This window comes from Gemmatimonas sp. (assembly GCF_044344655.1).
GTDB lineage: Bacteria > Gemmatimonadota > Gemmatimonadetes > Gemmatimonadales > Gemmatimonadaceae > Gemmatimonas.
In genome coordinates this window covers 1-24,145 of record NZ_JBIJCN010000019.1, presented here as the reverse complement: position 1 = coordinate 24,145, position 24,145 = coordinate 1, and the positions used below count along the sequence as shown (strand labels likewise).

At 67.8% G+C, this 24,145-nt stretch carries 22 protein-coding genes; 20 read left to right on the top strand and 2 right to left on the bottom strand.

Going from position 1 to position 24,145, the window contains the following annotated elements; all coding sequences use genetic code 11:
- Window positions 1-74: 74 nt before the first annotated feature.
- Window positions 75-1,733: an amidohydrolase family protein gene (locus ACIQ51_RS07180; RefSeq protein ID WP_396204346.1), complete on the bottom strand. Its 1,659-nt coding sequence runs from the start codon at window positions 1,731-1,733 to the stop codon at window positions 75-77.
- 152 nt (window positions 1,734-1,885) lie between these two features.
- Between ACIQ51_RS07180 and ACIQ51_RS07175 the strand changes: the two genes are divergently transcribed.
- The 7 genes from ACIQ51_RS07175 (at window position 1,886) to ACIQ51_RS07145 (ending at window position 8,896) form a co-directional block, all read left to right on the top strand.
- Window positions 1,886-3,475, top strand: a complete 1,590-nt coding sequence (locus ACIQ51_RS07175) for a M28 family peptidase (protein WP_396204345.1) — start codon at window positions 1,886-1,888, stop codon at window positions 3,473-3,475.
- 107 nt (window positions 3,476-3,582) lie between these two features.
- Window positions 3,583-3,987 carry a hypothetical protein gene (locus tag ACIQ51_RS07170; protein ID WP_396204344.1) on the top strand — a complete coding sequence of 135 codons (405 nt, stop codon included), beginning with the start codon at window positions 3,583-3,585 and terminating at the stop codon, window positions 3,985-3,987.
- A gap of 301 nt (window positions 3,988-4,288) precedes the next feature.
- On the top strand, window positions 4,289-4,840 hold the full coding sequence (pyrR, locus tag ACIQ51_RS07165) for a bifunctional pyr operon transcriptional regulator/uracil phosphoribosyltransferase PyrR (RefSeq protein ID WP_396204343.1): 552 nt from the start codon (window positions 4,289-4,291) through the stop codon (window positions 4,838-4,840).
- A gap of 4 nt (window positions 4,841-4,844) precedes the next feature.
- The gene (locus tag ACIQ51_RS07160) at window positions 4,845-5,804 is read left to right on the top strand and encodes an aspartate carbamoyltransferase catalytic subunit (protein ID WP_396204342.1); all 960 of its coding nucleotides are present in this window, start codon (window positions 4,845-4,847) and stop codon (window positions 5,802-5,804) included.
- A complete protein-coding gene (locus tag ACIQ51_RS07155; protein WP_396204341.1) occupies window positions 5,804-7,102 on the top strand; it encodes a dihydroorotase in 1,299 nt (432 codons plus the stop codon). The genes ACIQ51_RS07160 and ACIQ51_RS07155 overlap by 1 nt, the downstream gene beginning before the upstream one ends.
- Window positions 7,077-7,862, top strand: a complete 786-nt coding sequence (locus ACIQ51_RS07150) for a class II aldolase/adducin family protein (protein ID WP_396204340.1) — start codon at window positions 7,077-7,079, stop codon at window positions 7,860-7,862. The genes ACIQ51_RS07155 and ACIQ51_RS07150 overlap by 26 nt, the downstream gene beginning before the upstream one ends.
- A 14-nt stretch (window positions 7,863-7,876) precedes the next feature.
- Window positions 7,877-8,896, top strand: a complete 1,020-nt coding sequence (locus tag ACIQ51_RS07145) for a hypothetical protein (RefSeq protein ID WP_396204339.1) — start codon at window positions 7,877-7,879, stop codon at window positions 8,894-8,896.
- A 73-nt stretch (window positions 8,897-8,969) separates the two neighbouring features.
- Here the strand turns inward: ACIQ51_RS07145 and rpsT are convergent, their stop codons facing one another.
- Entirely contained in the window at window positions 8,970-9,218 is a 249-nt protein-coding gene (gene rpsT, locus ACIQ51_RS07140) for a 30S ribosomal protein S20 (protein WP_396204338.1), read from the bottom strand.
- 279 nt (window positions 9,219-9,497) lie between these two features.
- On the opposite strand from rpsT, the gene ACIQ51_RS07135 reads away from it, so the two are divergent.
- From ACIQ51_RS07135 to bshA, 13 genes are all read left to right on the top strand, one after another.
- Complete coding sequence (locus tag ACIQ51_RS07135; RefSeq protein WP_396204337.1) at window positions 9,498-10,217, top strand: site-2 protease family protein; 720 nt, start codon at window positions 9,498-9,500, stop codon at window positions 10,215-10,217.
- Between the two features lie 7 nt (window positions 10,218-10,224).
- Window positions 10,225-10,974, top strand: a complete 750-nt coding sequence (locus ACIQ51_RS07130) for a segregation and condensation protein A (RefSeq protein ID WP_396204336.1) — start codon at window positions 10,225-10,227, stop codon at window positions 10,972-10,974.
- Window positions 10,949-11,503, top strand: coding sequence for an SMC-Scp complex subunit ScpB (gene scpB / locus ACIQ51_RS07125; RefSeq protein WP_396204335.1), 555 nt, complete (start codon window positions 10,949-10,951; stop codon window positions 11,501-11,503). Before ACIQ51_RS07130 ends, scpB begins: the two co-directional genes overlap by 26 nt.
- 89 nt (window positions 11,504-11,592) lie before the next feature.
- A complete protein-coding gene (locus tag ACIQ51_RS07120) occupies window positions 11,593-12,564 on the top strand; it encodes a pseudouridine synthase (RefSeq protein WP_396204334.1) in 972 nt (323 codons plus the stop codon).
- Window positions 12,565-12,717: 153 nt separating this feature from the next.
- Window positions 12,718-13,692, top strand: a complete 975-nt coding sequence (locus ACIQ51_RS07115; protein ID WP_396204333.1) for an AAA family ATPase — start codon at window positions 12,718-12,720, stop codon at window positions 13,690-13,692.
- 22 nt (window positions 13,693-13,714) lie between these two features.
- Window positions 13,715-14,686, top strand: coding sequence for a DUF58 domain-containing protein (locus tag ACIQ51_RS07110; protein ID WP_396204331.1), 972 nt, complete (start codon window positions 13,715-13,717; stop codon window positions 14,684-14,686).
- Window positions 14,683-15,726: a hypothetical protein gene (locus ACIQ51_RS07105; RefSeq protein ID WP_396204330.1), complete on the top strand. Its 1,044-nt coding sequence runs from the start codon at window positions 14,683-14,685 to the stop codon at window positions 15,724-15,726. Before ACIQ51_RS07110 ends, ACIQ51_RS07105 begins: the two co-directional genes overlap by 4 nt.
- On the top strand, window positions 15,723-16,772 hold the full coding sequence (locus ACIQ51_RS07100) for a VWA domain-containing protein (RefSeq protein ID WP_396204329.1): 1,050 nt from the start codon (window positions 15,723-15,725) through the stop codon (window positions 16,770-16,772). Before ACIQ51_RS07105 ends, ACIQ51_RS07100 begins: the two co-directional genes overlap by 4 nt.
- A 7-nt stretch (window positions 16,773-16,779) precedes the next feature.
- Window positions 16,780-18,489, top strand: coding sequence for a VWA domain-containing protein (locus tag ACIQ51_RS07095; RefSeq protein WP_396204328.1), 1,710 nt, complete (start codon window positions 16,780-16,782; stop codon window positions 18,487-18,489).
- Between the two features lie 2 nt (window positions 18,490-18,491).
- Window positions 18,492-20,750 carry a BatD family protein gene (locus tag ACIQ51_RS07090; RefSeq protein WP_396204327.1) on the top strand — a complete coding sequence of 753 codons (2,259 nt, stop codon included), beginning with the start codon at window positions 18,492-18,494 and terminating at the stop codon, window positions 20,748-20,750.
- Between the two features lie 8 nt (window positions 20,751-20,758).
- Entirely contained in the window at window positions 20,759-22,615 is a 1,857-nt protein-coding gene (gene mutL, locus ACIQ51_RS07085; protein WP_396204326.1) for a DNA mismatch repair endonuclease MutL, read from the top strand.
- An 18-nt stretch (window positions 22,616-22,633) separates the two neighbouring features.
- Window positions 22,634-23,572: a tRNA (adenosine(37)-N6)-dimethylallyltransferase MiaA gene (gene miaA / locus ACIQ51_RS07080; protein ID WP_396204325.1), complete on the top strand. Its 939-nt coding sequence runs from the start codon at window positions 22,634-22,636 to the stop codon at window positions 23,570-23,572.
- A partial coding sequence (gene bshA, locus ACIQ51_RS07075; protein ID WP_396204324.1) for an N-acetyl-alpha-D-glucosaminyl L-malate synthase BshA occupies window positions 23,569-24,145 on the top strand: 577 nt, incomplete at its 3' end. The genes miaA and bshA, both read left to right, overlap by 4 nt.

Sequence of the window (24,145 nt, the reverse complement as noted above, 5' to 3'; positions counted from 1 at the left end):
GGGGACTTCTGTTTGTGCGCCGCCTTACCGGTGGGCCGGTGAGCGCAGGGCGGCCCGCGCCCGCTCCGTGAAGACTAGCGGCCGCCGCGCGCCCGACGCTGCGCGTTCCCCATCGCCTCGATGTCGGCCAGCAGCTTCTTCGCGTCGTACACGATGCCGTCCTTGATCGTGTACTTCACCCCACCGTACGTCTCCACCTTGCCGGTCTCGTCGTTCAGCCGTTCCCAGCCCGTGCCATAGAGGACCTTGAGGTTGGCAAATGGGTTCGCGTCGACAATCACGAGGTCGGCCAGCATGCCCGGCTCCACCACACCCTTGTCGATGGGCAGCCCCGTCGACTTGTTGAGCGCGATCGACGCGTGATACGTGCCTGCGCGAATCGCCTCGCCGGGATAGAAGCCGGCTTCCTGCAGCAGCTCAAGCTCCTCGATCGTCGAGAAGCCAGGTGTGTTCCAGATGAAGCCGGCATCGGAGCTCGCCGTCACGCGACCACCCATGTTCTTGTAGTCGTTCAGGAACATCATCCACACGCGATAGAAGTTCTTCCACGCCACCTCGTCGGCGGTCGTCCAGTTGTAGAAGTACGCGCCGTGATTCTCGCGGTTTGAGATGTAGAAGTCGCGCTGCGTCGGAATCGTGTACTTCTCATGCCACGGCGCGTACATCCGATGATTCACGTCGCGGCCGGTGAGATACGTGGTCATCGTGGGGTCGAGCGTGACGTCGCGATCCTTGAGGTTCTTCAGGAAGCGATTCCACTTCTCCCCACGCGGCGTCACGAGGCTCCACTGGCGGGCCACTTCGCCGAACCGCGTCTGCTCGTCCTGCAGGTTCGCCTCGAGTGGCCACGGCTGGACCTGGTGGTTGTCATACATCGACTCGAAGAGGCCGTAGAAGTGCGTGATGGCCTCGAGGCCCATCGCCGTGGCCACGTCGCCGTTCACCTGCGCCACGCCGCCCTGCTGCAAGTGCGCCGTGCTACCGAGTCCCAGCTTCTTCGCTTCGTCGAGGTAGGCCTGCATCAGGTCGGGACGTTCGGCGCCCAGCTTGAGACCGTCCGCGCCATTGGCCTTGGCCCAGCGCACCCACTCGCGCGCCACCTCTGGCGTGCGCGGCACGCCGCGCCCCCAGCCCGTGCCGGGACGCTGGTACACCACGTACCGCGGCGCCGCGATGTCGTTCTTCGCGCTACGCGCGCGCTCTTTCACCGAATAGTCGAAGCTCGCGAACGGCACGCCGCGCACGGTCGTGATGCCGTGCGCGAGCCACAGCTTGTTGTAGTACTCGCTGTCCGGCGCCTTCTGCTGGGTCCCCTGATGCACGTGCAGATCGATGAGCCCCGGCATGAGATACATGCCGGTGGCGTCGATCTCCTTCGTGGCGCCTTGCGGCCGCTTGCTCGGATCGATCTTCACCTTGGGATAGCCCACACTCACGATCGAGGCGATGCGGTTGCCTTCGACCACCACATCCACCGGACCGCGCGGCGCACTGCCGTAGCCGTCGATGAGGTTGACGCCCCGAATGATCAGGCGCTGGAAGGGCCCCTCGCCCTCCTTGCGGGCCGGAGCTGGGGTGGGGTCCTCCTGGCGCTCGGCGGCCAGGCGAGCCTGCACGGCGGGATCTACGGCCGGCGCGGCCGCCGGCTTCTTCTGGGCCGACAACGTGGTGCCGGCAACGGTGAGCAGCAACGCGAGGCTGGTGCTCCGCAGGGCGAACGGGGTGGTCGACATCGGGGCGGAGAAAGGGTGGTGGATGGGCTGTCCCATCAGAGTACGACCCGAATCGCTATTTCGCTGGTTGTCCCAGGGTGCTGACTGCTCCCTTGTCGCCGCCGGGCCAGCGCCCGGCCAGCGCGCCAGCGGTTCTGGGCGTACCATGGAGTATGCCCCGTCTGCTCCCTACCCCCGTCCAAGTCCGGGCCGCGCATCTCGCCGCCTCGACGTTCCCCGCGCTGTTCTTCAGCGCCCTCACTACAGCGGCCGGCGCGCAGGCGGCGGCCCGACCGGTGCCTCCCCGCGCGGGTGAGGTGCCCGCCGCGCTCGCGCTCATCCGCGAAGCCGACATCAAGCGCGACCTCTACGCCATGGCGGGTGACGCCATGCGCGGCCGCGAAGCGGGTACCCCCGATGAAATGCGCGCATCGATCTGGGTCGCCGAGCAGTTGCGGGATATCGGGGTGAAGCCCGTCGGTGACGACGGCTCGTATTTCCAGTGGTTCAACATGATCCGCACACGCGTGTCCACGGTGTCCACGACCGGCGCGCTCGGGGGTCAGCCGCTCGAGGTCTGGAAGGACTTCGTGCCCCTCGGGAACTCTGGCGCCGACGTAAACGGTCCTGTGGTGTGGCTGGCCAACGCCGCCGATACCACCGTTGACGTGCGCGGGAAAGTCGTTGCGACGCCGCTGCTGGCCCCGAACCCCGCGAGCATCCGCACGACCACCAACAGCCCCGACGTCCGCTACACGCAGGCGGCGGTCGGGGCGATGCAGCAGCGGTTTGCACGCCGCGGGGCCGCGGGCCTCATCCTCGTGGCCGATCCCACTGCCGATCGGGCATTCGACCCGCTGGTCACACTGCGTGTGCGTGGCACCTACGATGTCGATCGCGCCGCCCAGCGCTTTGCGGCGCAGCCCACGCGGGCGGAACTACCGGTACCGGCCCGGCAGGCTGGCACCCCCGCGTTCCTCGTGCGCGGTAGCATGGCGCCTCGCCTCCAACAGACGCCGGTCGCCGAGTTCCACGTGCGCCTCGAGCGCTTCGAAACGCCCTCGACCAACATCGTGGGCGTCATCCGTGGGAGCGATCCCGTGCTGCGTGACGAGTACGTGCTGTACAGCTCGCACCAGGATCACGACGGGGTACGGTACCTGATCGACGGCGATTCGGTCTGGGCCGGCGCTGACGACAATGGGACCGGGAGCGTGGCGTTGCTCGCGAGTGCACGAGCCTTCGCAAAGCAGCGCCCAAAGCGCTCCATCCTCTTCGTATACCACGGCGCCGAGGAGCGCGGGCTGCTCGGGTCGCGCTACCACGCCGCGCACCCGGTGGTGCCACTCCGGAACATCGTCGCCGTACTCAATGGTGAGATGATGGGACGCAATCACCCCGACTCGGCCAGCCTGCTCGGTGTGCAGCCGCCGCACCGCAACTCGACCGATCTCGTGACCATGGCGCTGCGCGCCAACGCCCTGACCGGCAGGTTCCAGCTTGATTCACTCTGGGATCGTCCCACGCATCCCGAAGGCTGGTACTTCCGCAGCGATCACGTGCCGTATGCGCGGCTCAACGTGCCGGCCGTGATGTACACCACCAACCTGCATGACGATTACCACACGCCTCGCGACAAGCCGGAACGCATCGATTACCCCAAGCTCACGCGCATGACGCGGTGGATGTATCTCACCGGATGGTTCGTGGCCAATGCGCCCAAGCGCCCGGCGATCGACCCCGGCTTCAAGCTCGAACGGTGACCGGACCCGTCCGGCCGGGGGTATTCCGCAGCAGGGATTTACAGTCGTATGGTTCCCCTGTTCTTTTACGTCGTTCCGCTCACAACACTTTCCAGGGAGTCCTTGCGATGAAGCACCTCGTTCGCCGCCTTCTGTTCCCTCTGCTTGCCACGACGCTGATCACCGGTGCCTCCGTGGCGGGGGCCAACGAAGGCCAGCCGAAGCCCGAAATCAAGGCGGAGGGCGAGCGCAGCCCCCAGGGCGCGCGGCTCCTCGTGAAGGGGAAGAACTGGCCGGCCAAGGCCCGGATCAAGGTCTCGGCTACGCGTGCGCCGGCGTCCAACCAGCCGCAGGATTTCGGCATGGTGGATACGGACGACAAGGGCGAATTCACCCTGCGCAAGGTCGTGCAGTGCACCACGCCGTCCATGGATGACGGCTCGCGCGAGTTCGTTACGTTCACCGCCGCCGACTCGGCCACGGGAACGAAGGCCACGTCGCGCATTGGCGGCTCGCCCTGGGTGTGCCAGTAAGCACCGACCGCCCGGCCCCTCGTGCGACGGGCCAGCGCTGATCGTGCCAATATCGCGGTGTCGTCCTTCGGGACGGCACCGCGCCGTCGTTTCCCACCCCCCGCGAACGCGGGTAGCACCTGCTGCCGATCGGTACGCTGAAGGACCGCTTCTCATGGCCCGGATCGGGGCCCGGAGAGGGGCCCGGCGTCTGTCGTCGTCGCACAATGGCCGGTTGTCCGGGCGTGGCCGCCAGTTCGGCTTTGGGGGCCCGTGCCGCACCGGTTCGCAGAGGGCCCCTGTCCCACGTTAAGTTGCCCGCATGCCGAAAAAGCCTACCACTGTGCTGGATGCGCGCGCGCTGGACCGTACGCTGCGCCGCATGGCCGATCAGATCGTCGAGCTCAACGCCGGCACCGATAACCTCGTCATTGTGGGGATACAGCGCCGCGGAGTGCAACTCGCCGAGCGCATCGTTCGCATCATCGAGGCGCAGGAGAAGGTGCAGGTCGCCTCGGGGGCGCTCGATATCACGCTCTATCGCGATGACCTGCAGACGGTTGGCCCCAGACCGGTGGTTGGTGCGACGTCGCTGCCGTGGGCGCTCGACGATCAGCGCGTGGTCATCGTCGATGACGTCCTGTATACCGGTCGGACCGTGCGCGCCGCGCTCGACGAACTCGCCGATTTCGGGCGCCCCGCGCGTATCGCGCTCGCCGTGCTCGTGGATCGCGGCGGACGTGAACTGCCCATTCATGCTGACATCGTGGGCCGTCGCATCGATGTGGCCCCGGGCCAGCGTGTCGACGTGCTGATCGAGGAGCTCGACGGACGCGACGAAGTGGTGATCGCCACCCGCGACGAGGAGGGCTGATCACATGGCCGGCCCTCTTGGGAAGGACCTGCTGGGGCTCGCGCCGCTCTCGGCCGACCAGATTCGGCTCGTGCTCGACACGGCGGTCCCGTTCCGCGAAATCTCCGAGCGTGCGATCAAGAAGGTCCCCACGCTGCGGGGCGCCACGATCGTGAATCTCTTCTTCGAGGCCTCCACCCGCACCCGGATCTCGTTCGAGTTCGCCGAGAAGCGGCTGAGCGCCGATACCGTCAATGTGGCGACGGCGGGATCGAGCGTATCCAAGGGCGAGACGCTCGTGGACACGGCGCGTAATCTCGAGGCGATGAAGATCGACATGGTCGTCATCCGCCACAGCGCCTCGGGCGCGGCGAAGTTCCTCGCCGAACGCATCGAGTCCAATGTCATCAATGCGGGCGACGGCACCAACGAGCATCCCACGCAGGGGCTGTTGGACTTGCTCACCATGCGCGACCACTTCGGCGACTTTGCCGGGCGCAAGGTGTGCATCGTTGGCGATGTGCTGCACTCGCGGGTGGCACGCTCCAACATCTGGGGGCTCACCAAGCTCGGGGCGCAGGTCGCCGTGTGCGGCCCGCGCTCCCTGCTCCCCAATGCGATCGAAGCCATGGGCGTGACCGTCTTCAATCGCATCGAGGAGGCCATCGAATGGGCCGATGCCCTCAACGTGCTTCGCCTGCAGCTCGAACGCATGCAGGCCGGCTACATCCCGTCGCTGCGCGAGTACAACCGCGTGTTCGGCGTGACCAGCGCGCGCCTCGAGAAGGCGTCGGGCGATCTTCTCATCCTGCACCCCGGCCCCATGAATCGCGGCGTGGAAATCGACAGCGACGTGGCCGATGGACCGCACTCCGTCATCCTCGATCAGGTGACCAATGGTGTGGCCATTCGCATGGCGGTGCTCTACCTGCTTGCCGGTGGCAAGCCTGAACTGGCCGAAGCGGCCAAGAAAGGAAACGCATAATGGCGCACCCGATCGGTACCCGCGACCTGCTCATCAAGGGCGGGCACATCGTCGACCCCTCGCAAGGCCTCAACGCCGTCGGCGACGTCCTGCTGCGCAACGGCGTGGTCGAAGCCTGCGGCGGTTCTCTTGGCACGCCTGATGGTGCCGAAGTCATCGATGCCACCGGCCTCGTGGTCGCCCCGGGATTTATCGACGTGCACGTACACCTGCGTGAGCCTGGTCGCGAGGACGTGGAGACGGTGGCCTCCGGGGCGCATAGCGCCGTGGCCGGTGGCATCACCGCGGTCTGTGGTATGCCCAACACGAAGCCCGTGACCGACAATCAGGCCGTCGTGGGCTTCGTAAAGCGCCAGGGCGAGAACGCGGGCTTGGCGCGCGTGTATCCGTACGGCGCCATCTCCGTGGGGCAGAAGGGCGAAACGCTCGCCGAGATCGCGGAGATGGTCGGTGCGGGCGCGGTGGCCTTCAGCGACGACGGCCGGCCGGTGGAAAGTGCGCAGCTCATGCGCACCGCCCTCGAGTACGCGCGTGCCTTCAACGTGCCCATCGCCGAACACTGCGAAGACATGACCCTCGCACACGGCGGCAGCATGAATGAGGGCGTGATGAGCGCGAAGCTCGGCCTGAAGGGCATCCCCGCCGAAGCCGAGGAGATCTACGTCATTCGGGACATCCTCCTCGCCAAGCGCACGGGTGGCCACATCCACCTCTGCCACCTCTCCACCAAGGGGTCGGTTGAATTGGTGCGGTGGGGCAAGGAGCGTGGAATCAACGTGACGGCCGAGGTATGCTCGCACCATATCTCGCTCACCGAAGACGCCGTTGACGGCTACAACACGAACGCCAAGATGAACCCGCCGCTGCGGACCGCGGAGGATGTGGAGGCGCTGCAGCAGGGCGTGGCCGACGGCACGATCGACCTGCTCGTCACCGACCACGCGCCGCACCACTATGACGAAAAGGAGCGCGAGTTTGCCGATGCCCCCAACGGCATCGTAGGACTCGAGACGGCTCTCGGCGTGAACTGCACCTACCTCCTGCATCGCAACATCATCACGTTGCCGCAGCTGGTGGATGCGATGAGCTGCAAACAGGCGAAGATCTTCCGCCTTCCGGGCGGCACCCTGGCGCGCGGCGGCATTGCCGACGTGACGATCTTCGATCCGATGCGGCAGTGGACCTGCGATCCGAAGCAGTTCAAGTCGAAGGGGCGCAACACGCCGTACGGCGGACACACCTTCACCGGCCAGGCACGCTATACCATCGTCGGTGGCCGAGTGGTCTTCACTGCATGATGCGGCAGCGGTCGCGTTGGTGAGCGCCCACACCGGTCCCACGGATATGATCGCCGCACAGGCCGAGGCTCTCGCCGCGGCCTGTCGTCGCTTGCATGCGCGCGGGTTGCTCGCGGGTGCCGAGGGTAACCTGTCGGTGCGGCTGCTCGATGGCACACTGCTGGTCACCGCGAGTGGTGTGGACAAGGCGCGGGTCGACGCCACCCAGGTGCTGCGGGTGCACGCGGATGGTTCGCCCTATCACGAACCACCGCAGGCGGCCGCAGGTGACGCACTCGGCATGACACGTGGCGGCATGCCACTGCGCGCATCGTCGGAGCTGGGGATGCACCTCGCCATCTACGCGGCGCGTGCCGACGTGCACGCCGTGGTGCATGCCCATCCACCCGTGGCCACGGGATTTGCCGCGGCGGGGCTCGACCTTCCCGCCAACGTGCTGCCCGAACTGCCGGTGGTCGTAGGCCCGGTGGCGCTCGTACCATACGGGCGTCCGGGTACACCGGCACTGGCACAGGCCATGAGTCCGTACCTCGCCTCGCACGAAGCGTTCCTGCTTGCCAATCATGGCGTGACGGCCGTGGGCCGCTCGCTCTCAGATGCGCTGCTGCGGATGGAAAGCGTGGAGCAGGCGGCGCGCATTGTGGCGGTGGCCAGGCTGCTGGGGGGAGAACGGCTCCTCCCCCCGGGAGAAGCCGCCGCGCTTGCTTCGCTGCGCGACGCCGGTGACCTTGTCGGAACGCAAACCCCCCGGACCTCATGACGGAGTTGCACGTCGTGTCTCTTGAAGAAGTGCGCGCGCTGGTGGCCGAACGCCAGCGCTATGACGACTGGCTGGCCGCGCTCGAGGCGAAGCGCGCGGACACCCCGCCGCGCGTGTTCGAACGTGTGTACGGCGACTACATCGGTCGCCGCGGTGATGTGCTCGCGCGCCTGCAGGCGCACGTGGGTCGCCTGACCGCGCTTGGCGATGAGCTCGATCAGCGACTCGCCGATCTCGACGCGCAGCTGCGCGGTCACGAGGACGAAATGGCCGAGGGGATGCTTCGCAACCTTGTCGGCGAGTACGATGGCGATCGCTGGGACGCCGAACGACGGGATATCGAAGGGAAGATGGCCGCGCTGAACGAGCACCGTGGGGCGCTCTTGGCCGAGTTCGACGAGGTCCGCAGCTTGTTCGCGAGCGCGCGGGTCATCCCCGAGCCGGCGGGGGAACCTGTGAGCATGCCTTCGGACGCGCTGCCGCCGGCCGAGTGGCCAACGCCCGAAGCGGAGGCGGTCGCGTCCGAGGGCATGGTCGCATCGACGGCGCTCGAGGAAACGGCTGCTGGTGACGACTCCATATTCGTCGTTGCCAGCGACACGGCGGCAGAGATTTTGGTGGAAACAGTCGAGGAGCCGGTCGCTGCGCCGGACGACGAACCGCTCGAACTTGATACGCCAGTGCCGACGAGCGGCCCCGCCATCCCGTCGACCACGCCGGATGCCGAGGATGTGTTGGCGCTGTTTGGCGAGAGTGCGGGTGATTCCGCCCCCCAGTCCGAGGTCGACGAGGATCCGTTCGATGATCTCGCATTCCTCCGGTCGGCGCCCGAACCGGAAGCCGTGGCGGACACGGGGCTGACGGCGCCCCCCGCGGTTTCGCCCGATGGGGGTACAGCGCCCGCGATGGGGCAGGGTGGCGGTGCCGCCGAGCACTCACCGCAGAACACGCTGCGATGCACCGAGTGCGGCACGATGAATTCGCCCACGGAGTGGTACTGCGAGCGCTGCGGTGGTGAGCTCGCCGCGCTCTAAGCCAGGGACAGATAAGTGAAAGGCCCGGTCTCTCGAGGAGACCGGGCCTTTCGCTTGAATCGGCGCGAGCCTGTCAGGCCGCAGCCTTGTTGGCCGCCTTCGCCAGCTTGCTCTTCTGACGGGCCGCCGCGTTTTTGTGAATGAGTCCCTTGCGCGCCGCACGATCGAGAAGCGACACGGCAGTGAGACGGTCATCCGCCGCCGCCGCCGCCGCCTTCGCCTTCTTTACGGCAGTCCGCAGCGCCGAGCGCTGGGCGCGGTTGCGCACCGCAGCCGCACGCGACTTCCGCAGATCCTTCTTCGCGGACTTGATATTCGGCACGAAAAACTCCTGAGAACTTGTTTGACAGTGACGTGGAAACCACCCGGCAGACGGATGGAATCCGGCCACGGCGGAACAGACTGGCAAAATTAGGCGACCCGACCGACTGGGTCAAGCGGGGACGGTATTCCGGGGCCCCTGCCACGCCATGGTGGCGGGTATCACAAAAGTGCTATGTGGATAACCCGCGGGTGTGGATTACTTTTGACTCCGGTGCGCCCATTGGCTACTTTCCAATTCAGATTTGCTTGCATTCGCGTTGCCGGCTAGCCGCCGGGCGTGGTTTGCGTTCTGCTCCTCTCCCCAGCTGCCGCGGTGGATTTCGCCCAGCAACTCGCCCTCGTCGCGCCCGTGCTGCTCTTCTCGATGGTCGCCCACGAGTATGCACACGGGTATGCGGCGTTCAAGCAGGGGGACATGACCGCCTACCAGCTCGGCCGGCTGACCTTCAACCCGGTCAAGCACATCGACCCCTTCATGACCATCATCCTGCCGGTGATGCTCGCTTTCCTCGGCGGGCCGATCTTCGGTGGGGCGAAGCCGGTCCCCGTCAATCCCCGCAACTATCGGCACTACAAGCGGGGCGACATCATCGTCTCCCTGGCCGGTGTGGCGACCAACGTCGCGATTGCGCTCCTCTGCGTGCCGCTGATCATCGGCGTCGGGCTGTTCGGGCTGCAATTCCCTGAGCTGGTTCGCCCGCTCGCGGTGCTGCAGCAGATGCTGGTGCAGGGCATCATCATCAACCTCGTGCTGGCGGCGTTCAACCTCATCCCCATTCCGCCGCTCGACGGGTCGCATGTGTTCAAGTATCTGCTGCCCCCTCAGTGGTCGCTACAGTACCAGCGCCTCGGGGCCGTGGGTTTCCTGGTGTTGTTCGCCCTGCTGTCGTTCGGACGGCCGCTCATCAACCTCTGGATGAGTCCCGCGTTAGGCCTAGCCAAGTACGCTCTGCAAGTGTCCACGATGTACATGTTGCCCAACCCTTTCGACGCGTGATGGCTGCGTGACTGCACCCAATTTCCGCCCCGGCGAGTCCGAGTCGAAGTCGTTCGTCGTCGAGCTGGGCCAGTTCACCGGCCCCCTCGATCTCCTGCTGTCGCTCATCCGCGATGAGCAGGTCGACATTTACGACATTCCGATCGCCCGCATCGCCGAGCAGTTCCTCGCGCGCATCAGCACGCTGGGGCTCGACGAGGCGGCCGATTATCTGGAGATGGCCGCCCGGCTGTTGCGGATCAAGGCGCAGATGCTGCTGCCTCGTGCTGACGGGGAGGATGCCTGGGAGGACCCGCGCGCCGAACTGGTGCGCCGTCTCCTCGAGTATCAGCAGATGCGCGAGGTCGTCGATCTCCTCGAGCGCCGCGGCGAGGAACGTCGCCATCAGTTCCCGCGCCGCTTCATTCCCGTGGCCGCCGACATCACGCCGCTCAATGCGCCGCTGTCGCTGTCGTTGGGCGAATTGCTCGCGGCCGTGGATCGCGTGTTGCGTACCACCAAGGAACCGAAGATCCATGAAGTCGTGCCGCGCGCGCTCGACGTGGCCGGCGCTATGGTCACGATCCGGAGCGTGATCGCGATGCGCCGGCACGCCCACTGGGCCGATCTCGTGGGTCGCGACGCCGAGCCGTGGCAGATCCTGTCGGTCCTGCTTGCCCTGCTCGAAATGGCGAAGCTCGGTGAGCTGCGCATTGCGCAGCACCGTCCCTTTGCCACCGTGGAGATCAGCCGTGACGCCATTAGCGAAGCTGCTTGAGGCCGCGCTGTTCGCGGCGCCGCGACCGATCCCGCTCGCGGCGCTCGAAGCGCTCGATCCCGAATCCAGCCCCGCCGCGGTGGCGGCGGCCCTCGATGAACTGCGTGAGCACTACGACGTGGACGGCCACGGCGTGGAGCTCGTGGAGCAGGGCGGGGGATGGCAGATCCTCACCCGCGCCGAATTCGCCGAGGCGATCGAGCGCGCACAGGTCGCCGTGCGCCCGCAAAAGCTGTCCTCTGCCGCCCTCGAAACGCTCGCCATTGTGGCCTATCGCCAGCCGATCGGCCGCGCCGAGATCGAGGAGATCCGCGGCGTGGCCGTGGGATCGGTGCTCAAGTCCCTGCACGAGCGCAACCTGATCGACATCGTCGGACGGAGCGAAGGAATCGGGCGTCCGTTGCTGTACGGTACCACCCCGCAGTTCCTCGAGCAGTTTGCGCTGCGTCATCTCGAGGAGCTGCCGCGCGCCGACGAACTCGCCATCGCCCTGCGAGGCGCCGGGAACGCTGCGGTCGTGCCGGAGTGACGCCTCCGCGTCGTTCCGGCGGGGGAGGAGCACCCCGGAAGCCGTCCGGCGCCACCCGGCCCGGCGATGGGCGTCCCGGCACGCGCCCGGTGTCGAAGGGGCGGGGCGCACCCAAGGAGAAGCCGCCGACCGCCCGGGATTTTCGCGCGGCGCGACTCGCCAACAAGGCTGACGAGCGTGCGCGCCCCGCGAAGCCGGCGGCCGCTGCGCCGGCACCTGCCAAGGCGCCGGCCAAGGGGGCGGCCAAGGGCACCGCGAAGAGCGCGGCCCGCCCGAAGCCCGGCCGCGGCGGCAATGTGGCGAGCGGACGGGCCGGTGGCTCAATCAAAGCCCGCGAGGAGGGGCCCATGCGCGTGCAGCGGGCGCTCGCACGCGCCGGGGTCGTATCGCGTCGGGGGGCCGACCAGGCGGTCGCCGACGGGCGCGTGCTCGTCAACGGCACGGTCGCCCTCGTTGGCCAGACGGTCGACCCGGCCCGCGATGTGATCACCCTCGACGGCCACACGATCAGCACCCACATCACCGCCCACCGCTGGATCGTGCTGCACAAGCCGGCCGCGGTCATGACTACGCGTCGGGATCCGCAGCTGCGCACCACCGTCTTCGACCTCGTCGACGATGTGCCGGGGCTCGTCTACGTGGGGCGCCTCGACTTCATGACCGAAGGGGTCCTGCTGCTCACCACTGACGGCGCCGCCGCCCACGCGCTCACACACCCAAGCCGTGAGATCGAGCGCACGTATGCCGCCACCGTGCGGGGCGATGCCGCGGCCGCCGTGCGCGAGGCGCGGAATGGCGTGGAGCTCGAGGACGGGATCGTAGTGCCGCGCGATGTGCAGGCGCATCCGCTCGGCAATCGTCGCTGGGCCTTCGAGATCACCATCACCGAAGGCAAGACCCACGAAGTCCGGCGCATCTGCGACGCCCTCGGGCTCGAGGTCGAGCGACTCGTGCGTACCAGCTTCGGACCGGTGCGGCTGGGCCAGCTCGAATCGGGGGAAGCGCGCGCGCTCACGCCGGCGGAACGCACCGTGCTCGACGCCCTCATCGGCCTCGAGTAACCCCCCGGTGAGCCCGGCGGCGCGCGGCGGGGCGGCCGGCCCCCATGGAGCCAACGGCACCGTCGTGGGTACGCATCAGCGGCAATGGTGCGAGATTCCTGCGGCCGGATTTCCGGTGCCGCACGCATTCTTTACGGACAGGAGCACGCTTACGTGACCACGAGTGTCGCCACGTCGCAGGATGCGGCTCTGGTGCAGGGCGTTCTGCGCGAGGTCGCGCGACGCATCGTTGGACAGGAGTACATGGTCGAGCGACTGCTGATCAGCCTCCTCACCGGCGGGCACGTGTTGCTCGAAGGCGTGCCGGGACTCGCGAAGACGCTTACCGTCCGCACACTCGCGGAAACCGTGCGCACCTCCTTTCAGCGCATCCAGTTCACGCCCGATCTGCTCCCCGCCGACGTGGTGGGGACGCAGATCTTCGACCAGCCCACCGGCGAGTTTCGCGTGAAGCACGGGCCGATCTTCGCCAACATCATCCTCGCCGACGAAATCAATCGTGCCCCGGCCAAGGTGCAGGCGGCACTGCTCGAGGCGATGCAGGAAAAGCAGGTCACGATCGGTGGGACCACCTACCGCCTCGCTGAACCATTCCTGGTACTCGCCACGCAAAATCCGATCGAACAGGAAGGCACCTATCCGCTCCCCGAAGCGCAGGTGGACCGGTTCATGATGAAGCTGCGCGTGGGGTACCCTACGCGCGCCGAGGAAAAGGAAATCCTCCGCCGCATGGCGGGCGGCGACCAGACCACCATCGTGCCTGTCGCGACTCCCGAGGACCTGCTCGACGCCAGACGGCGGATCGCCGCGCTCTACATGGACGAGCGCATCGTCGATTACATCGTCGACCTCGTGCACGCGACCCGTCATCCCGAGGAGGTGGGGGCCGCAGACCTGCGTCCGCTCATCGAATTCGGCGCCTCGCCGCGAGCCACCATCGCGCTCGGCCAGGCTGCGCGTGCGCATGCCTTCCTCCGCGGCCGCGCGTTCGTGACGCCCGATGACGTGAAGAGCATCGCCCCCGACGTGCTTCGGCATCGCGTGCTCACGTCGTTCGAGGCCGATGCCGAAGGCGTGACGAGCGATACGATCGTTGCCCGACTGCTCGCGGTGGTCGACGCGCCCTAATGCACACGGCGTCCCCGCGGGTATGAGCGTGATGGCGATCGCACCGGCGGAGGTGCTGCGGCAGGTGCGTCGCATCGAGCTACGCACGCGCCGCCTCGTAGACTCCCGCTTTGCCGGCGAGTACCGCTCCCTTTTCAAGGGACAGGGGATGGAGTTCGCTGAGGTGCGTGAGTATCAACCCGGCGACGAGGTGCGTTCGATCGACTGGAACGTGTCGGCGCGCATGGGGAAGCCGTTCGTGAAGCGCTATGTGGAGGAACGCGAGCTCACGATCATGCTGGCCCTCGACCTCTCGGGGTCGTCGCGCTTCGGGACGCGCGCGCGGTTCAAACACGATGTGGCGATCGAACTCGCCGGTGTGCTGTCGCTCGCGGCGGCGCGCAACAACGATCGGGTGGGGCTCATGCTCTTCAGCGATCAGGTCGAACATGCGCTGCCGGCTCGCAAGGGGCGGAAGCATGCGCTGCGGCTCATTCGTGACCTGCTGACCGTGCAGCCCAAGGGGCATGGCACAGCGTTTGGTGTGGCGGTTGATCGCCTGATGCGCCTGCTGCCACATCGTTCGGTCGTGTTCCTCGCCAGCGACTTTGTGGCCACCGACGTGGAGAAGCCGCTCGCGCGGCTCGCGCAACGCCACGACGTGATCGCCGTGACGTTGGAGGATCCGGCAGAGCGCCTGCTCCCCAACGTGGGGCCGGCACGGCTCGAAGATCCCGAGACTGGGCACGTGGTCGAAGTGGACACGTCGCACCCGGAGGTGCGCGCGGCCTTCGCGCAGCAGGTCGCGGCGGACGATGATGCGCGGCGAAAGCTGTTCGGGCGGCTTGGGCTCGACGAGATCATCGTGCACACGGAGCACGGCTATGTGGATGCCCTGTTGGCGTTCTTCCGCACGCGCTCGCGCCGCCCGCACGGTGCCGTACGGACGGGTCCGCGCGGATCACTGGGGGATGCCGCACTCACGGTGCAGCAGCGCAACGTCCCTGGGCGATGAGGCAGCCTCCCGCGTCGTCGCGCACCGGCGGGGCCAGCGGCATGCTCACCGCCAACGGGGCAAAGGTGAAGGCCGGGGCGCTCGTGCGTCCCGATACGGTGGAGGTGGGTGACTCGTTCACCTATGTGGTCACCGTGGTGGTGCCAGCCAATGCACGGGTGGAGTGGCCGGCTATACAGGACACCGCCGCGGTCGTGGTCATGCGCGAACCGGTCACGGTGATCGATGAGGGCACCAAGCTGGGGGCTCGGCGCGAGCGCGTCGAATACACGCTCACCGCGTGGGACGTGGGTAGCCTGCCGCTCGGGATGCCCGATGCCGTGGTTCGGTACGGACAGATCACCCTGCGCGTACCGCTCGGCGACGCGAAGGTGTTCGTGCGCAGTGTACTTCCTGGCGACAGTACCCAGCATGTGCCCAAGCCCGCACGCGATCTCTTCGAGCGCATGGTCCCGTGGTGGCAGCGGTGGTGGCCCGCGCTGCTGGTGCTGGTGGCCATCGGGATGCTCTGGCGGCTGTGGCGGCAGCGGGTGCGGGCCCGCACGTTGGCGGCGCACGCTCCCGGCCTCGATGCGTATGAACGCGCCGTGCATGAGTTCGATCGTCTCGATCGGGTCGGTCTCGCAGATGCCGGCGAGGCCGGGCGGTACGTCGCGCTCGCGCTCGACGTGATGCGGCTGTATCTGGTACAGCGAGTATCCGGTGCGCTACGGTCGCTCACGAGTGATGAAATCATCGAGGTGCTCGCGAACGATGCGCGGATCCCGCATGGCCGAGTGGCGTCGCTGCTCGCCGATGTGGACGGCATCAAGTTCGCCGCACGCCCGGTCTCGCCATCGCGTGCGCGTGAACTCGCGGCGGCGGCGCGCGGCATCGTCGAGGAGATCGAGCAGCGTGAGCGGGCGCGGCTCGCCGCAGAGGAGGCGGCGCGCCAGGCGGCGGCAGCCGCCGCGGCCAGAGAGCAGCAGGATGCCGAAGAACGCGCGCGGAGGGCGTCCCGCGCGCCACGTGGACCGCGTTCGGGCGCGGGCGCCTCGTGAACGCCGACTCGCTGGGACTGCTCACTTGGTGGGCGGAGCGCGCCGGAACGGGCACGCTCTTCGGCTTCAACGTTGCGCACCCCGAGGCATTGCTCGTGCTGCCGCTCGTTCCGCTCTGGCTCTGGTGGAATCAACGTCGGGCGGCCCAGCGCGAATCTCTTCCCTTCTCGCGGACTGATGTCCTGATTCGTGGGCCTCGTCCGGCACTGGCCTGGGTGCGATGGGTCCCGTGGTTGCGGGCCACGGCGTTCGCCGGACTGGTGGTCGCCATCGCACAGCCGCGCTCCGGCGCGCGCGCCGAACGGGTGAACAGCGAGGGCATCGACATCGCGCTCACGATCGACATTTCAAGTTCCATGCTGGCCGAGGACTTCCAGCCGCAGAACCGCATGGAAGTGGCGCGTGAAAAGCTCAAACGGTTCGTCCTGGGGCGTACCACCGATCGCGTGGGGCTCGTGGCGTTCTCTGGCGAAGCGCTCACACAGGTGCCGCTCACCACGGACTATCCCGTCGTGATCGCGGCCATCGACAACCTGCAGGTCGGTCAGCTGGAGGACGGCACGGCCATTGGGACGGCGATCGCCACCGCCGCGAATCGTCTGCGCAACTCGCCAGGGCGCTCGCGCGTGATGGTGCTGCTCACCGACGGTGAGAACAACCGCGGTGCGATCGATCCTCGCACGGCGGCACAGGCGGCCGGGGCCTTCGGCATCCGCATCTACACGATCGGCGTGGGGACGGAGGGGATGGCGCCGGTCCCGGTCGGACGCGGTCTGTTCGGGCTGCGCTACGAGAATCGACCAGTCAAGATCGACGAGCCGCTACTCACCGAGATTGCCAGCACCACGGGCGGGCGCTACTTCCGCGCCAAGGACGCGGCGGCGTTGCAATCGATCTACGAGCAGATTGATCGCCTCGAGCGTTCCGCCGTGGAGGCCAAGGCGTTCATCCGGTACACCGAGCGATTCCGCTGGCCGTTAGTCGTCGGAATGCTTGCACTGCTGGGGGAACTCTGGCTCCGCGCACGTCGCGGCCTGCTGCCGTGAGGCGCTCGTGAATCCGCTGGCACCGCTCGCCATCCCGCTGGGGAGCAATCTGCCCCCGGTGCTGTTCGACGCGCCGCTCTGGTTGGTGGCGGCCGTGCTGCTGCCGTTCGGCGTCTGGTGGCTTCGCCGGCAGCACGCGGTGCAGCGGGGGCGCCGTCTTGGCGCGTACGCCGATGCGTCTACCCTGCCGCGGCTGGTGAGCGGGTCCAGTGAGGCCGATCGCCGCCGAACCTGGCGGTTGGTGGCGGTCGCTGCGCTGGTAGGGCTTGCGATGGCCGGGCCGCGGTGGGGGCTCGCGCGTGGCCCCATGGCGTCACGCGGCATCGACATGGCCATCGCACTCGACGCGTCCCTGTCGATGATGGCCCCGGATGAGAAGCCCAACCGGCTCGAACGCATGAAGCAGGAGGTGCGTCGGCTGCGGGCCATGTCACAGGCGGACCGAGTGGCGCTGATCGCGTTCGCTGGCCGTAGCTACATCCTCACGCCCCTCACCGCCGACGATGGCGCGCTCGAGCTCTTTCTCGACAACCTCGATCCAAGTGTGGTGGGACAGGCGGGCAGTGCGATCTCCACGGCCGTGCGACAGGGCACCGAACTACTGCTGGCCAGCGACGGGAGCGCTGATCGCGCGCTGGTGCTCATGAGTGACGGTGAGTCCTTCGATGCCGTCGCGGATGTGGACGCAGCAGCCCGTGAAGCCGGCGCCAAGGGCGTGAGCGTGGTTACGGTGGGGTTCGGTACCACCCGGGGAAGCACGATCCCCCTGCGAGACGGATCGGTGACCTCGCCCAAGACCGACGACGAAGGCAACGTGGTGATCACGAAGTATTCGCCAACGCTGCTCGACAAGGCGGCAAGGGCGGCGAATGGCACGTTCATACCCGCCGAGGCCTCCGATAAGGCATCGCGCGTCCGCGGGGCGCTACGTTCGCTACGTACGGCACGACGTCAGGTGGATACCCGCGAGGATCACGTCCCGCGTTTCTTGTGGCTGCTGGTGCCCGCGCTGCTGCTGCTCGCGTACGACTCGTGGCGTCTGGTGCGTCCGCGCGCGATCCACGGCACCTTGCGGACGCCGCAGGATTCGTCGGCGGTCGCGGTGCTGCTGCTCGCCATTGTACCGTCAGTGTTCGGGGGCTGCGCGCAGGGGCCCGATCCGGCCGCACTATTCAAACAGGGGAAGGTGGCAGATGCGGTGGCCGCCTACCGCGCACGTGTCGCCGGCGGCGACACATCTGCGCGCACGCTGTACAACCTCGGCTCTGCCGTGCTGGGTGCCGACTCGCTGAAAGAGGCCACGACGCTGTTGGAGGCGGTGCGGCGCAACAGCGACGGAGAGGTGCGTGCGCGGGCTCGCTTCAACGCCGGTCTCGCCGCGCTGCGCATGGGACGCACCCCGCAGAACCCAGACGCCGACGTCCAACTCGCGGCGGCGCGGGACGCGTATCGTGCGTTCCTGCGCGAGCGGCCTGGCCATGCCGACGCCAAGTGGAACTACGAACTCGCGCTTCGCCAGCCGCCGCCGCAGAGTGGCGGCGGCGGGGGTGGCGGCAACAGCCGGAACAGCGATCAGCAAAGCCAGCCGCAATCGCCGGGGGGCCTCGATCAGCGTCAGGCCGAGGCGCTGCTCAACAGCGCGGCGCGCGAGGAGAAGGACGTGCAGGGGCGGAAGCAGCGGGTGGGGAGAACACCGCCCGGAGGGAAGGACTGGTGACGGTGCTCACTCGCCCTTTCCTGTGCGCCCTGGTGCTCCTGCTCCCGATGCTGGCGCCGCGGCCGGCTCTTACACAGCCGTCCCCCACGGCGATCCTCGAGCGGATACGGCGCGTCGCCGGCACGCCGATCGACTTTCATGCCGCCGTGTTTCCCGAATCGGTCTATGTGGGGCAGCAGGCCACCTACCAAGTGGCGGTGATGCTCAGCGATCAGGCCCGCAGTCGACTGCGACGCAACCCAGAGTTCCTGCCACCGGAGCTGCGTGGACTGCTTGCCTACGAGCTTGGCGCGCCGAGTCGCGTCCCGCCGCGCGTGTACGGGGCAGGGAGTTCCTACGAAGCACACGTGTTTCAGCGGGCGCTCTTCGCCGTGGCTCCGGGAGCCCGTACGGTGCCGTCGCCACAGCTCAGCTACACACTCCCGCAGTCAGCCAGCTACTTCAGCCGCGAAGAGCGCTCTGTCGTACGGGCCGAGAGCGCGCTATTGGTGGTCAAACCGCTGCCTCTTGCCGGCCGGCCGGTTGACTTCACGGGCGCGGTGGGAGTGCTGCGAGCGAGTGCACGATTCGATGCCTCCACGGCGCGCGTGGGTGATCCCCTCGTGCTCACGGTGCGCATCGAAGGCACCGGCAACGTGAAGCTGCTGCCACGCCCCACCGTGGAGCTGTCGTGGGCGACGGTCGTCCCCGGAAGCGAGCGGGTACAGGTCGACACCAGTGGCCGCCTCGTGCGCGGCGCTCGGGAATTCGATTTCCTGCTGACGCCGTCGCAGCCGGGGGCCGTCACGCTGCCGGTCGTGCGATACAGTTACTTCAATCCGTATCGTGCCGAGTATGAGGTCGCGGAGACCACGCCGGCCGACGTGCGGGTGGCCGATGGCCATCTCCTCGCCACGACGGAACTCGAAGACTACGCGGTGCTGCCGCTGCGCCCCTGGCAGTTTGAGACGGTGCGCATGCTCGGCGATCTACCGATGACGATCCGTATGGGCGCGCTGCTCCTGCTGCTGTTGGCACCGTGGCCGGCAATCGTGGTGCGCCTGCGCCGTCATCGACGTCACACGGGTGTCGGTACGACGGCGGCCGTGCCGCCGCACCGATCCGCCCCCGATGACGACTCGCCGGCGGCCAGGGCACGGTGGGTCCGCCGCGGGCTGCTCGAGCAGCTCGCCCAACGGCTGCATGTGTCGGCGACCGATCTTCTCGCATCGGACACCGTCGAGCGAGTGTTGCGCCGTCGTGGTGTCACGCGCGCGACCACGCGCGAGGTCCTGCTGGTGCTCGATGCACTGGCGGCACAGGGATTTGGCGGGGCCGATGCAGTATCGGCCGACCATGTCACCGAGGTGCGCGCGCGGACGATTTACGATCGCGTGGACGCCGAGGCGGTGCCGCATGGTCGCACTCGTCTCTGGGCGCATCGGCTGCAGCGAGCCACCGGTATCGTAGGCGTAATGCTGCTTGGCCTGTCGCTGATGAGCGCCCGTCCGCTGCTGGGGCAGGGTGGTGATGCGTTCTCGGCGCCAGCCGGTGTGGCATGCACATCGTCCGCCGCCCCGGGGCGGTCGGCCACGAATGGTGTCGGCGCCACGCCGCTCGATCTCCTCATGGGCGAAGGCACCGCGGCGTATCGTGCGCGCCGTTACGGCGCGGCGGCGCAGCGATTCGCTGCGGTCGCCGCCTCGTGCCCCCGGAACGCCACGGCACAGGTGAACTGGGGCAACGCCGCGTGGGCGGCCCACGATACCGTGGCGGCCGTGCTGGCGTGGCATCGGGCGGCACGCCTCGATCCGGTTGCCGCCGATGTGCAGGAACGACTCGCGTTGCTGCACTCCGGTGCGCGCGGCGGCATGGCCGCAGTACCCATGGTGCCGGTAGTGCCGTTGGCTGTAGCGGGCGCGGCCCTCTGGTGTGTAGCCTGGCTGCTCCTGTTCGTGGCCTGGCGCCGCGAACGGGCCGGCTCGCCACTCGCGATGGTCGGTGTGGTACTGGCGACGGCGGCTCTGGCCGCCGGCGGCACGGCGTGGTGGGGGCACCGCGCACTTGACGCGGGCGACCTCGCCGTCGTGCGTCGCCCGGAAACGCTGCGGGCGGCTCCGGGCTTCGATGCCAACACCGCCGGCGGGGTATCCACCGGTGACGTGGTTCGCGCATCGGTCAGCCAGGAGGGATGGCAGCGCGTCGAGCACACCGACGGTCGCACCGGGTGGATTCCCGTGTCGCGACTCGCCCCACTCGAAACCGCCGCGCCAATCCGGTAAGCTTCGGAATGCCCCGCATCGCCATTCTCCCCAGCGCCGTCGCCGACCAGATCGCCGCCGGCGAAGTGGTTGAGCGTCCGTCATCCGCGGTGAAGGAGCTCGTGGAGAATGCCATCGATGCCGGCGCTCGCACCGTCGAGATCACGATCGAGGAGGGCGGGCGGGCGCTTATCCGCATCGCTGACGATGGCTGCGGCATGGATCGTGACGATGCCGTGCTCGCTCTCTCCCGACACGCAACGTCCAAGATCGCCGCGGCCGAGCAGCTCGTTGGCGTAAGCAGCTTCGGCTTCCGGGGCGAGGCCCTCCCGGCGATTGCATCGGTGTCCGAACTGCAGATCGAAACAGCGCCCGAGGACGGCGCGGGCACACTCGTGCGAGTACAAGGGGGGCTGCTCGTGGACACCCGCGAGGCGGCACGCCGACGCGGCACCACCGTATCTGTGCATCGCCTGTTTTACAATACGCCCGCCCGGCAGAAGTTTCTCCGCAGCGCACGCTCGGAGTGGCGCAGCATCCTCGAGACGATGCACGCCATTGCCACCTTGCGGCGAGACGTCCACTTCGTCCTGCGGCACGACGGCAAGGTGGCCCTCGACCTCCCTGTCGTGACCACGCTCCGTGCGCGCCTCGCGGCGCTGTGGAGCCCGCGCGAACTGGAACGCTTCGTCGACGTCGACGACGTACAGGGGCCGGTGCACGTCACGGGTTTGGTCGAGCGCCCCGCTGATGTCGGAACGGCCACACGGCGCGTACTGCTCATCGTGAACGGGCGGCTCATTCGTGATCATGGGTTGGTGCGTGCGGCCGAAGCGGCGTACAAGTCCACGCTGCCCTCCGGCGCGCGGCCGTCGCTCGTGCTGCAGGTCCACCTCCCCGGTGGTGATGTGGACGTGAACGTGCACCCTGCGAAAGCTGAGGTCCGCTTCCGTGATCGCTGGCCGGTCGAGCGCGCGATTGAGGCCGCCGTGCGTCGTGCCCTGGGGCTCTTTGATGCTTCGGCCGGGATCGGCGGGTGGCGCAGCTACACACCCGCCGGTGCTCCGGCGTGGAGGCAGGATCAGCACGGGCTCGAGCCGTCGGCGTTGCGTAGCACCAAGTCGCTGGACGGGCTGTTCGCCACCCGTGACGAGCTCGCGGCGGCGTCCGCCGCGGCCGCGCCCGCGTTCGACTCGCCGCCGTGGGAGGATCCTGCCGCTCCGTCGTCGCCAGCCGGGTACCCCGCGCCCGCACCGCCGCCAACACCCGGCGCGACGCCCAACGCCACGCCCGTTGACGCATCGTCGGCACCGATTGTCGTGCCGCCGTTGCTGCAGCTGCGCCGCACGTATCTGATGTTCGAACACGACGAGGGCGTGGTGCTGATCGATCAGCACTCGGCGCACGAGCGAGTGCTGTACGAGCAGTTTCTCGGGGTACTCGAGCGCGGCGAGGCACCGTCGCAGCGCCTGCTGTTCCCCATGACGTTGCATCTGGGGCCCGACGAAGCCGATGCCTTTGAGGCGAGCCGGGATCTGTTCACCAAACTGGGCTTTGAAATCGAACCGTTCGGTGGCAGTACGTTGCTCGTGCACGCCGTGCCCATGCCGCATCCGCGCTTCGATGCAGAGCGTTGCCTCCGCGATACCCTCGCGGCCATGACCGGCGATCGCACCGCTAGCGCACACGCCCGCCATGAACGGCTCGCGGCAACCTTTGCCTGCAAGGCTGCCATCAAAGCCGGCGACAGCATGTCCCCGGGCGAGATGCGAGCCCTCTTCATTGCGCTCGCGGAAACCCGTCTTCCGGCGCATGACGTGCATGGTCGCTCCACCATCGTGCGGCTCTCATGGGATGAGCTCGATCGTCGATTTGGTCGGAAGTAGCGCCACGGACCGCATGAGATGATGCGCCCGCTCTGCTGCATCGTGGGGCCCACCGCGGCCGGCAAGTCGGCGCTCGCCCTCCAGCTGGCGCACGCCCGTGGTCTGTCCATCGTGAGTGCCGATTCACGCCAACTGTATCGCCACTTCAACGTGGGTACCGCCAAGCCCACCCGCGAGGAACAGGCGCTGGTACCGCACTACGGCATCGACTGCGTGGACCCGGTGGAGCGCTATTCGGCGCACCGGTGGGCGGAATCAGCGTCGATCTGGTGCCGGGCGGCGACTGACCAGGGAGCGCCGCCGCTGATCGTCGGGGGCACCGGGCTCTACCTCCGTGCGCTGGTAACGCCGCTGGCCCCCGTTCCTACCCTCGACGCGGACCGCCGTCGCGCCCTGGCCCCGTGGCTCGATACCCTTGATCGCGCGGAATTGCTGCGCTGGTGCGCCCGTCTCGATCCGGCCCGCGCGCACCTCGGCCGGACGCAATTGCTGCGCGCCGTGGAGACGGCGCTGTTGGCTGGCACGCGCATCAGTGACGCGCTCGATGGGCCCGGGCAGGGATTGGCCTCGGCGACTGGTCCGGTGCGCTATCTTGTGGTGGATCCCGGTCCCGGGCTGGCGGTACGCATCGAGGCGCGCGTGCAGGCCATGGTGGCCGCCGGGTTTGTGGAGGAGATTGAGCAGTTGCGCACGCATGTCCCCTCCGATGCCCCCGCGTGGAATGCCAGTGGGTACGGCGTGGTGCGCGAGGCGGTCGAGGGGCGACTGACCTTGGGCGCCGCCATCGAGCGCGTGATCATCGAAACACGGCAGTACGCCAAGCGCCAGCGCACGTGGTTCAGGCATCAGCTGCCCTCGCAGCAGGTCACGCACGTCAATCCGCTGGCACCAACAGCGGTGGCGGAGGCGCTGGCGTGGTGGGACGCAGCTCACCAGCAGGATGGAGTGCACGCATGAAGATCGGCATCACCTGTTATCCCACCTACGGTGGATCGGGGGCGGTGGCCACGGAGTTGGGCATCGCCCTCGCGGCGCGCGGCCACGAGGTGCACTTCATCACGTACGCGCAGCCCTTCCGACTGCCGAGCTTCCTGCCTCGGGTGTACTTCCACGAGGTCGACGTGGGGCGCTATCCGCTCTTTGAGTATCCGCCCTACGATCTGGCCCTCGCGGTGCGCATGCACGAGGTGGTGCGCGATCACCAGCTCGACGTGCTGCACTGCCATTACGCTATTCCGCACGCCACCAGCGCGTGGATCGCCCGGTCCATGCTGCGGGAGGAGGGACGCGACGTGAAGGTCGTGACCACGCTGCACGGCACCGACATTACCATCGTGGGACAGGAGCGGTCGTTCTTCTCCATCACCAAGTTCTCGATTGAGAAGTCGCACGCGGTCACCGCCGTGTCGGAGTATCTGCGCGACGAAACCTACCGGGCCTTCGGGTGCGTTGGATGCAACGTGGAGGTCATCCCCAACTTCATCGATCCGGCGCTCTACGATCGCGCGGTGCATCGGTTTCCCATCCCGG

Coding starts and splice junctions, on each gene's coding strand:
- ACIQ51_RS07180 (WP_396204346.1), bottom strand. CDS start 1,733: ATGTCGACCACCCCGTTCGCCCTGCGGAGCACCAGCCTCGCGTTGCTG.
- ACIQ51_RS07175 (WP_396204345.1), top strand. CDS start 1,886: ATGCCCCGTCTGCTCCCTACCCCCGTCCAAGTCCGGGCCGCGCATCTC.
- ACIQ51_RS07170 (WP_396204344.1), top strand. CDS start 3,583: ATGAAGCACCTCGTTCGCCGCCTTCTGTTCCCTCTGCTTGCCACGACG.
- pyrR (WP_396204343.1), top strand. CDS start 4,289: ATGCCGAAAAAGCCTACCACTGTGCTGGATGCGCGCGCGCTGGACCGT.
- ACIQ51_RS07160 (WP_396204342.1), top strand. CDS start 4,845: ATGGCCGGCCCTCTTGGGAAGGACCTGCTGGGGCTCGCGCCGCTCTCG.
- ACIQ51_RS07155 (WP_396204341.1), top strand. CDS start 5,804: ATGGCGCACCCGATCGGTACCCGCGACCTGCTCATCAAGGGCGGGCAC.
- ACIQ51_RS07110 (WP_396204331.1), top strand. CDS start 13,715: ATGAGCGTGATGGCGATCGCACCGGCGGAGGTGCTGCGGCAGGTGCGT.
- ACIQ51_RS07105 (WP_396204330.1), top strand. CDS start 14,683: ATGAGGCAGCCTCCCGCGTCGTCGCGCACCGGCGGGGCCAGCGGCATG.
- mutL (WP_396204326.1), top strand. CDS start 20,759: ATGCCCCGCATCGCCATTCTCCCCAGCGCCGTCGCCGACCAGATCGCC.
- miaA (WP_396204325.1), top strand. CDS start 22,634: ATGATGCGCCCGCTCTGCTGCATCGTGGGGCCCACCGCGGCCGGCAAG.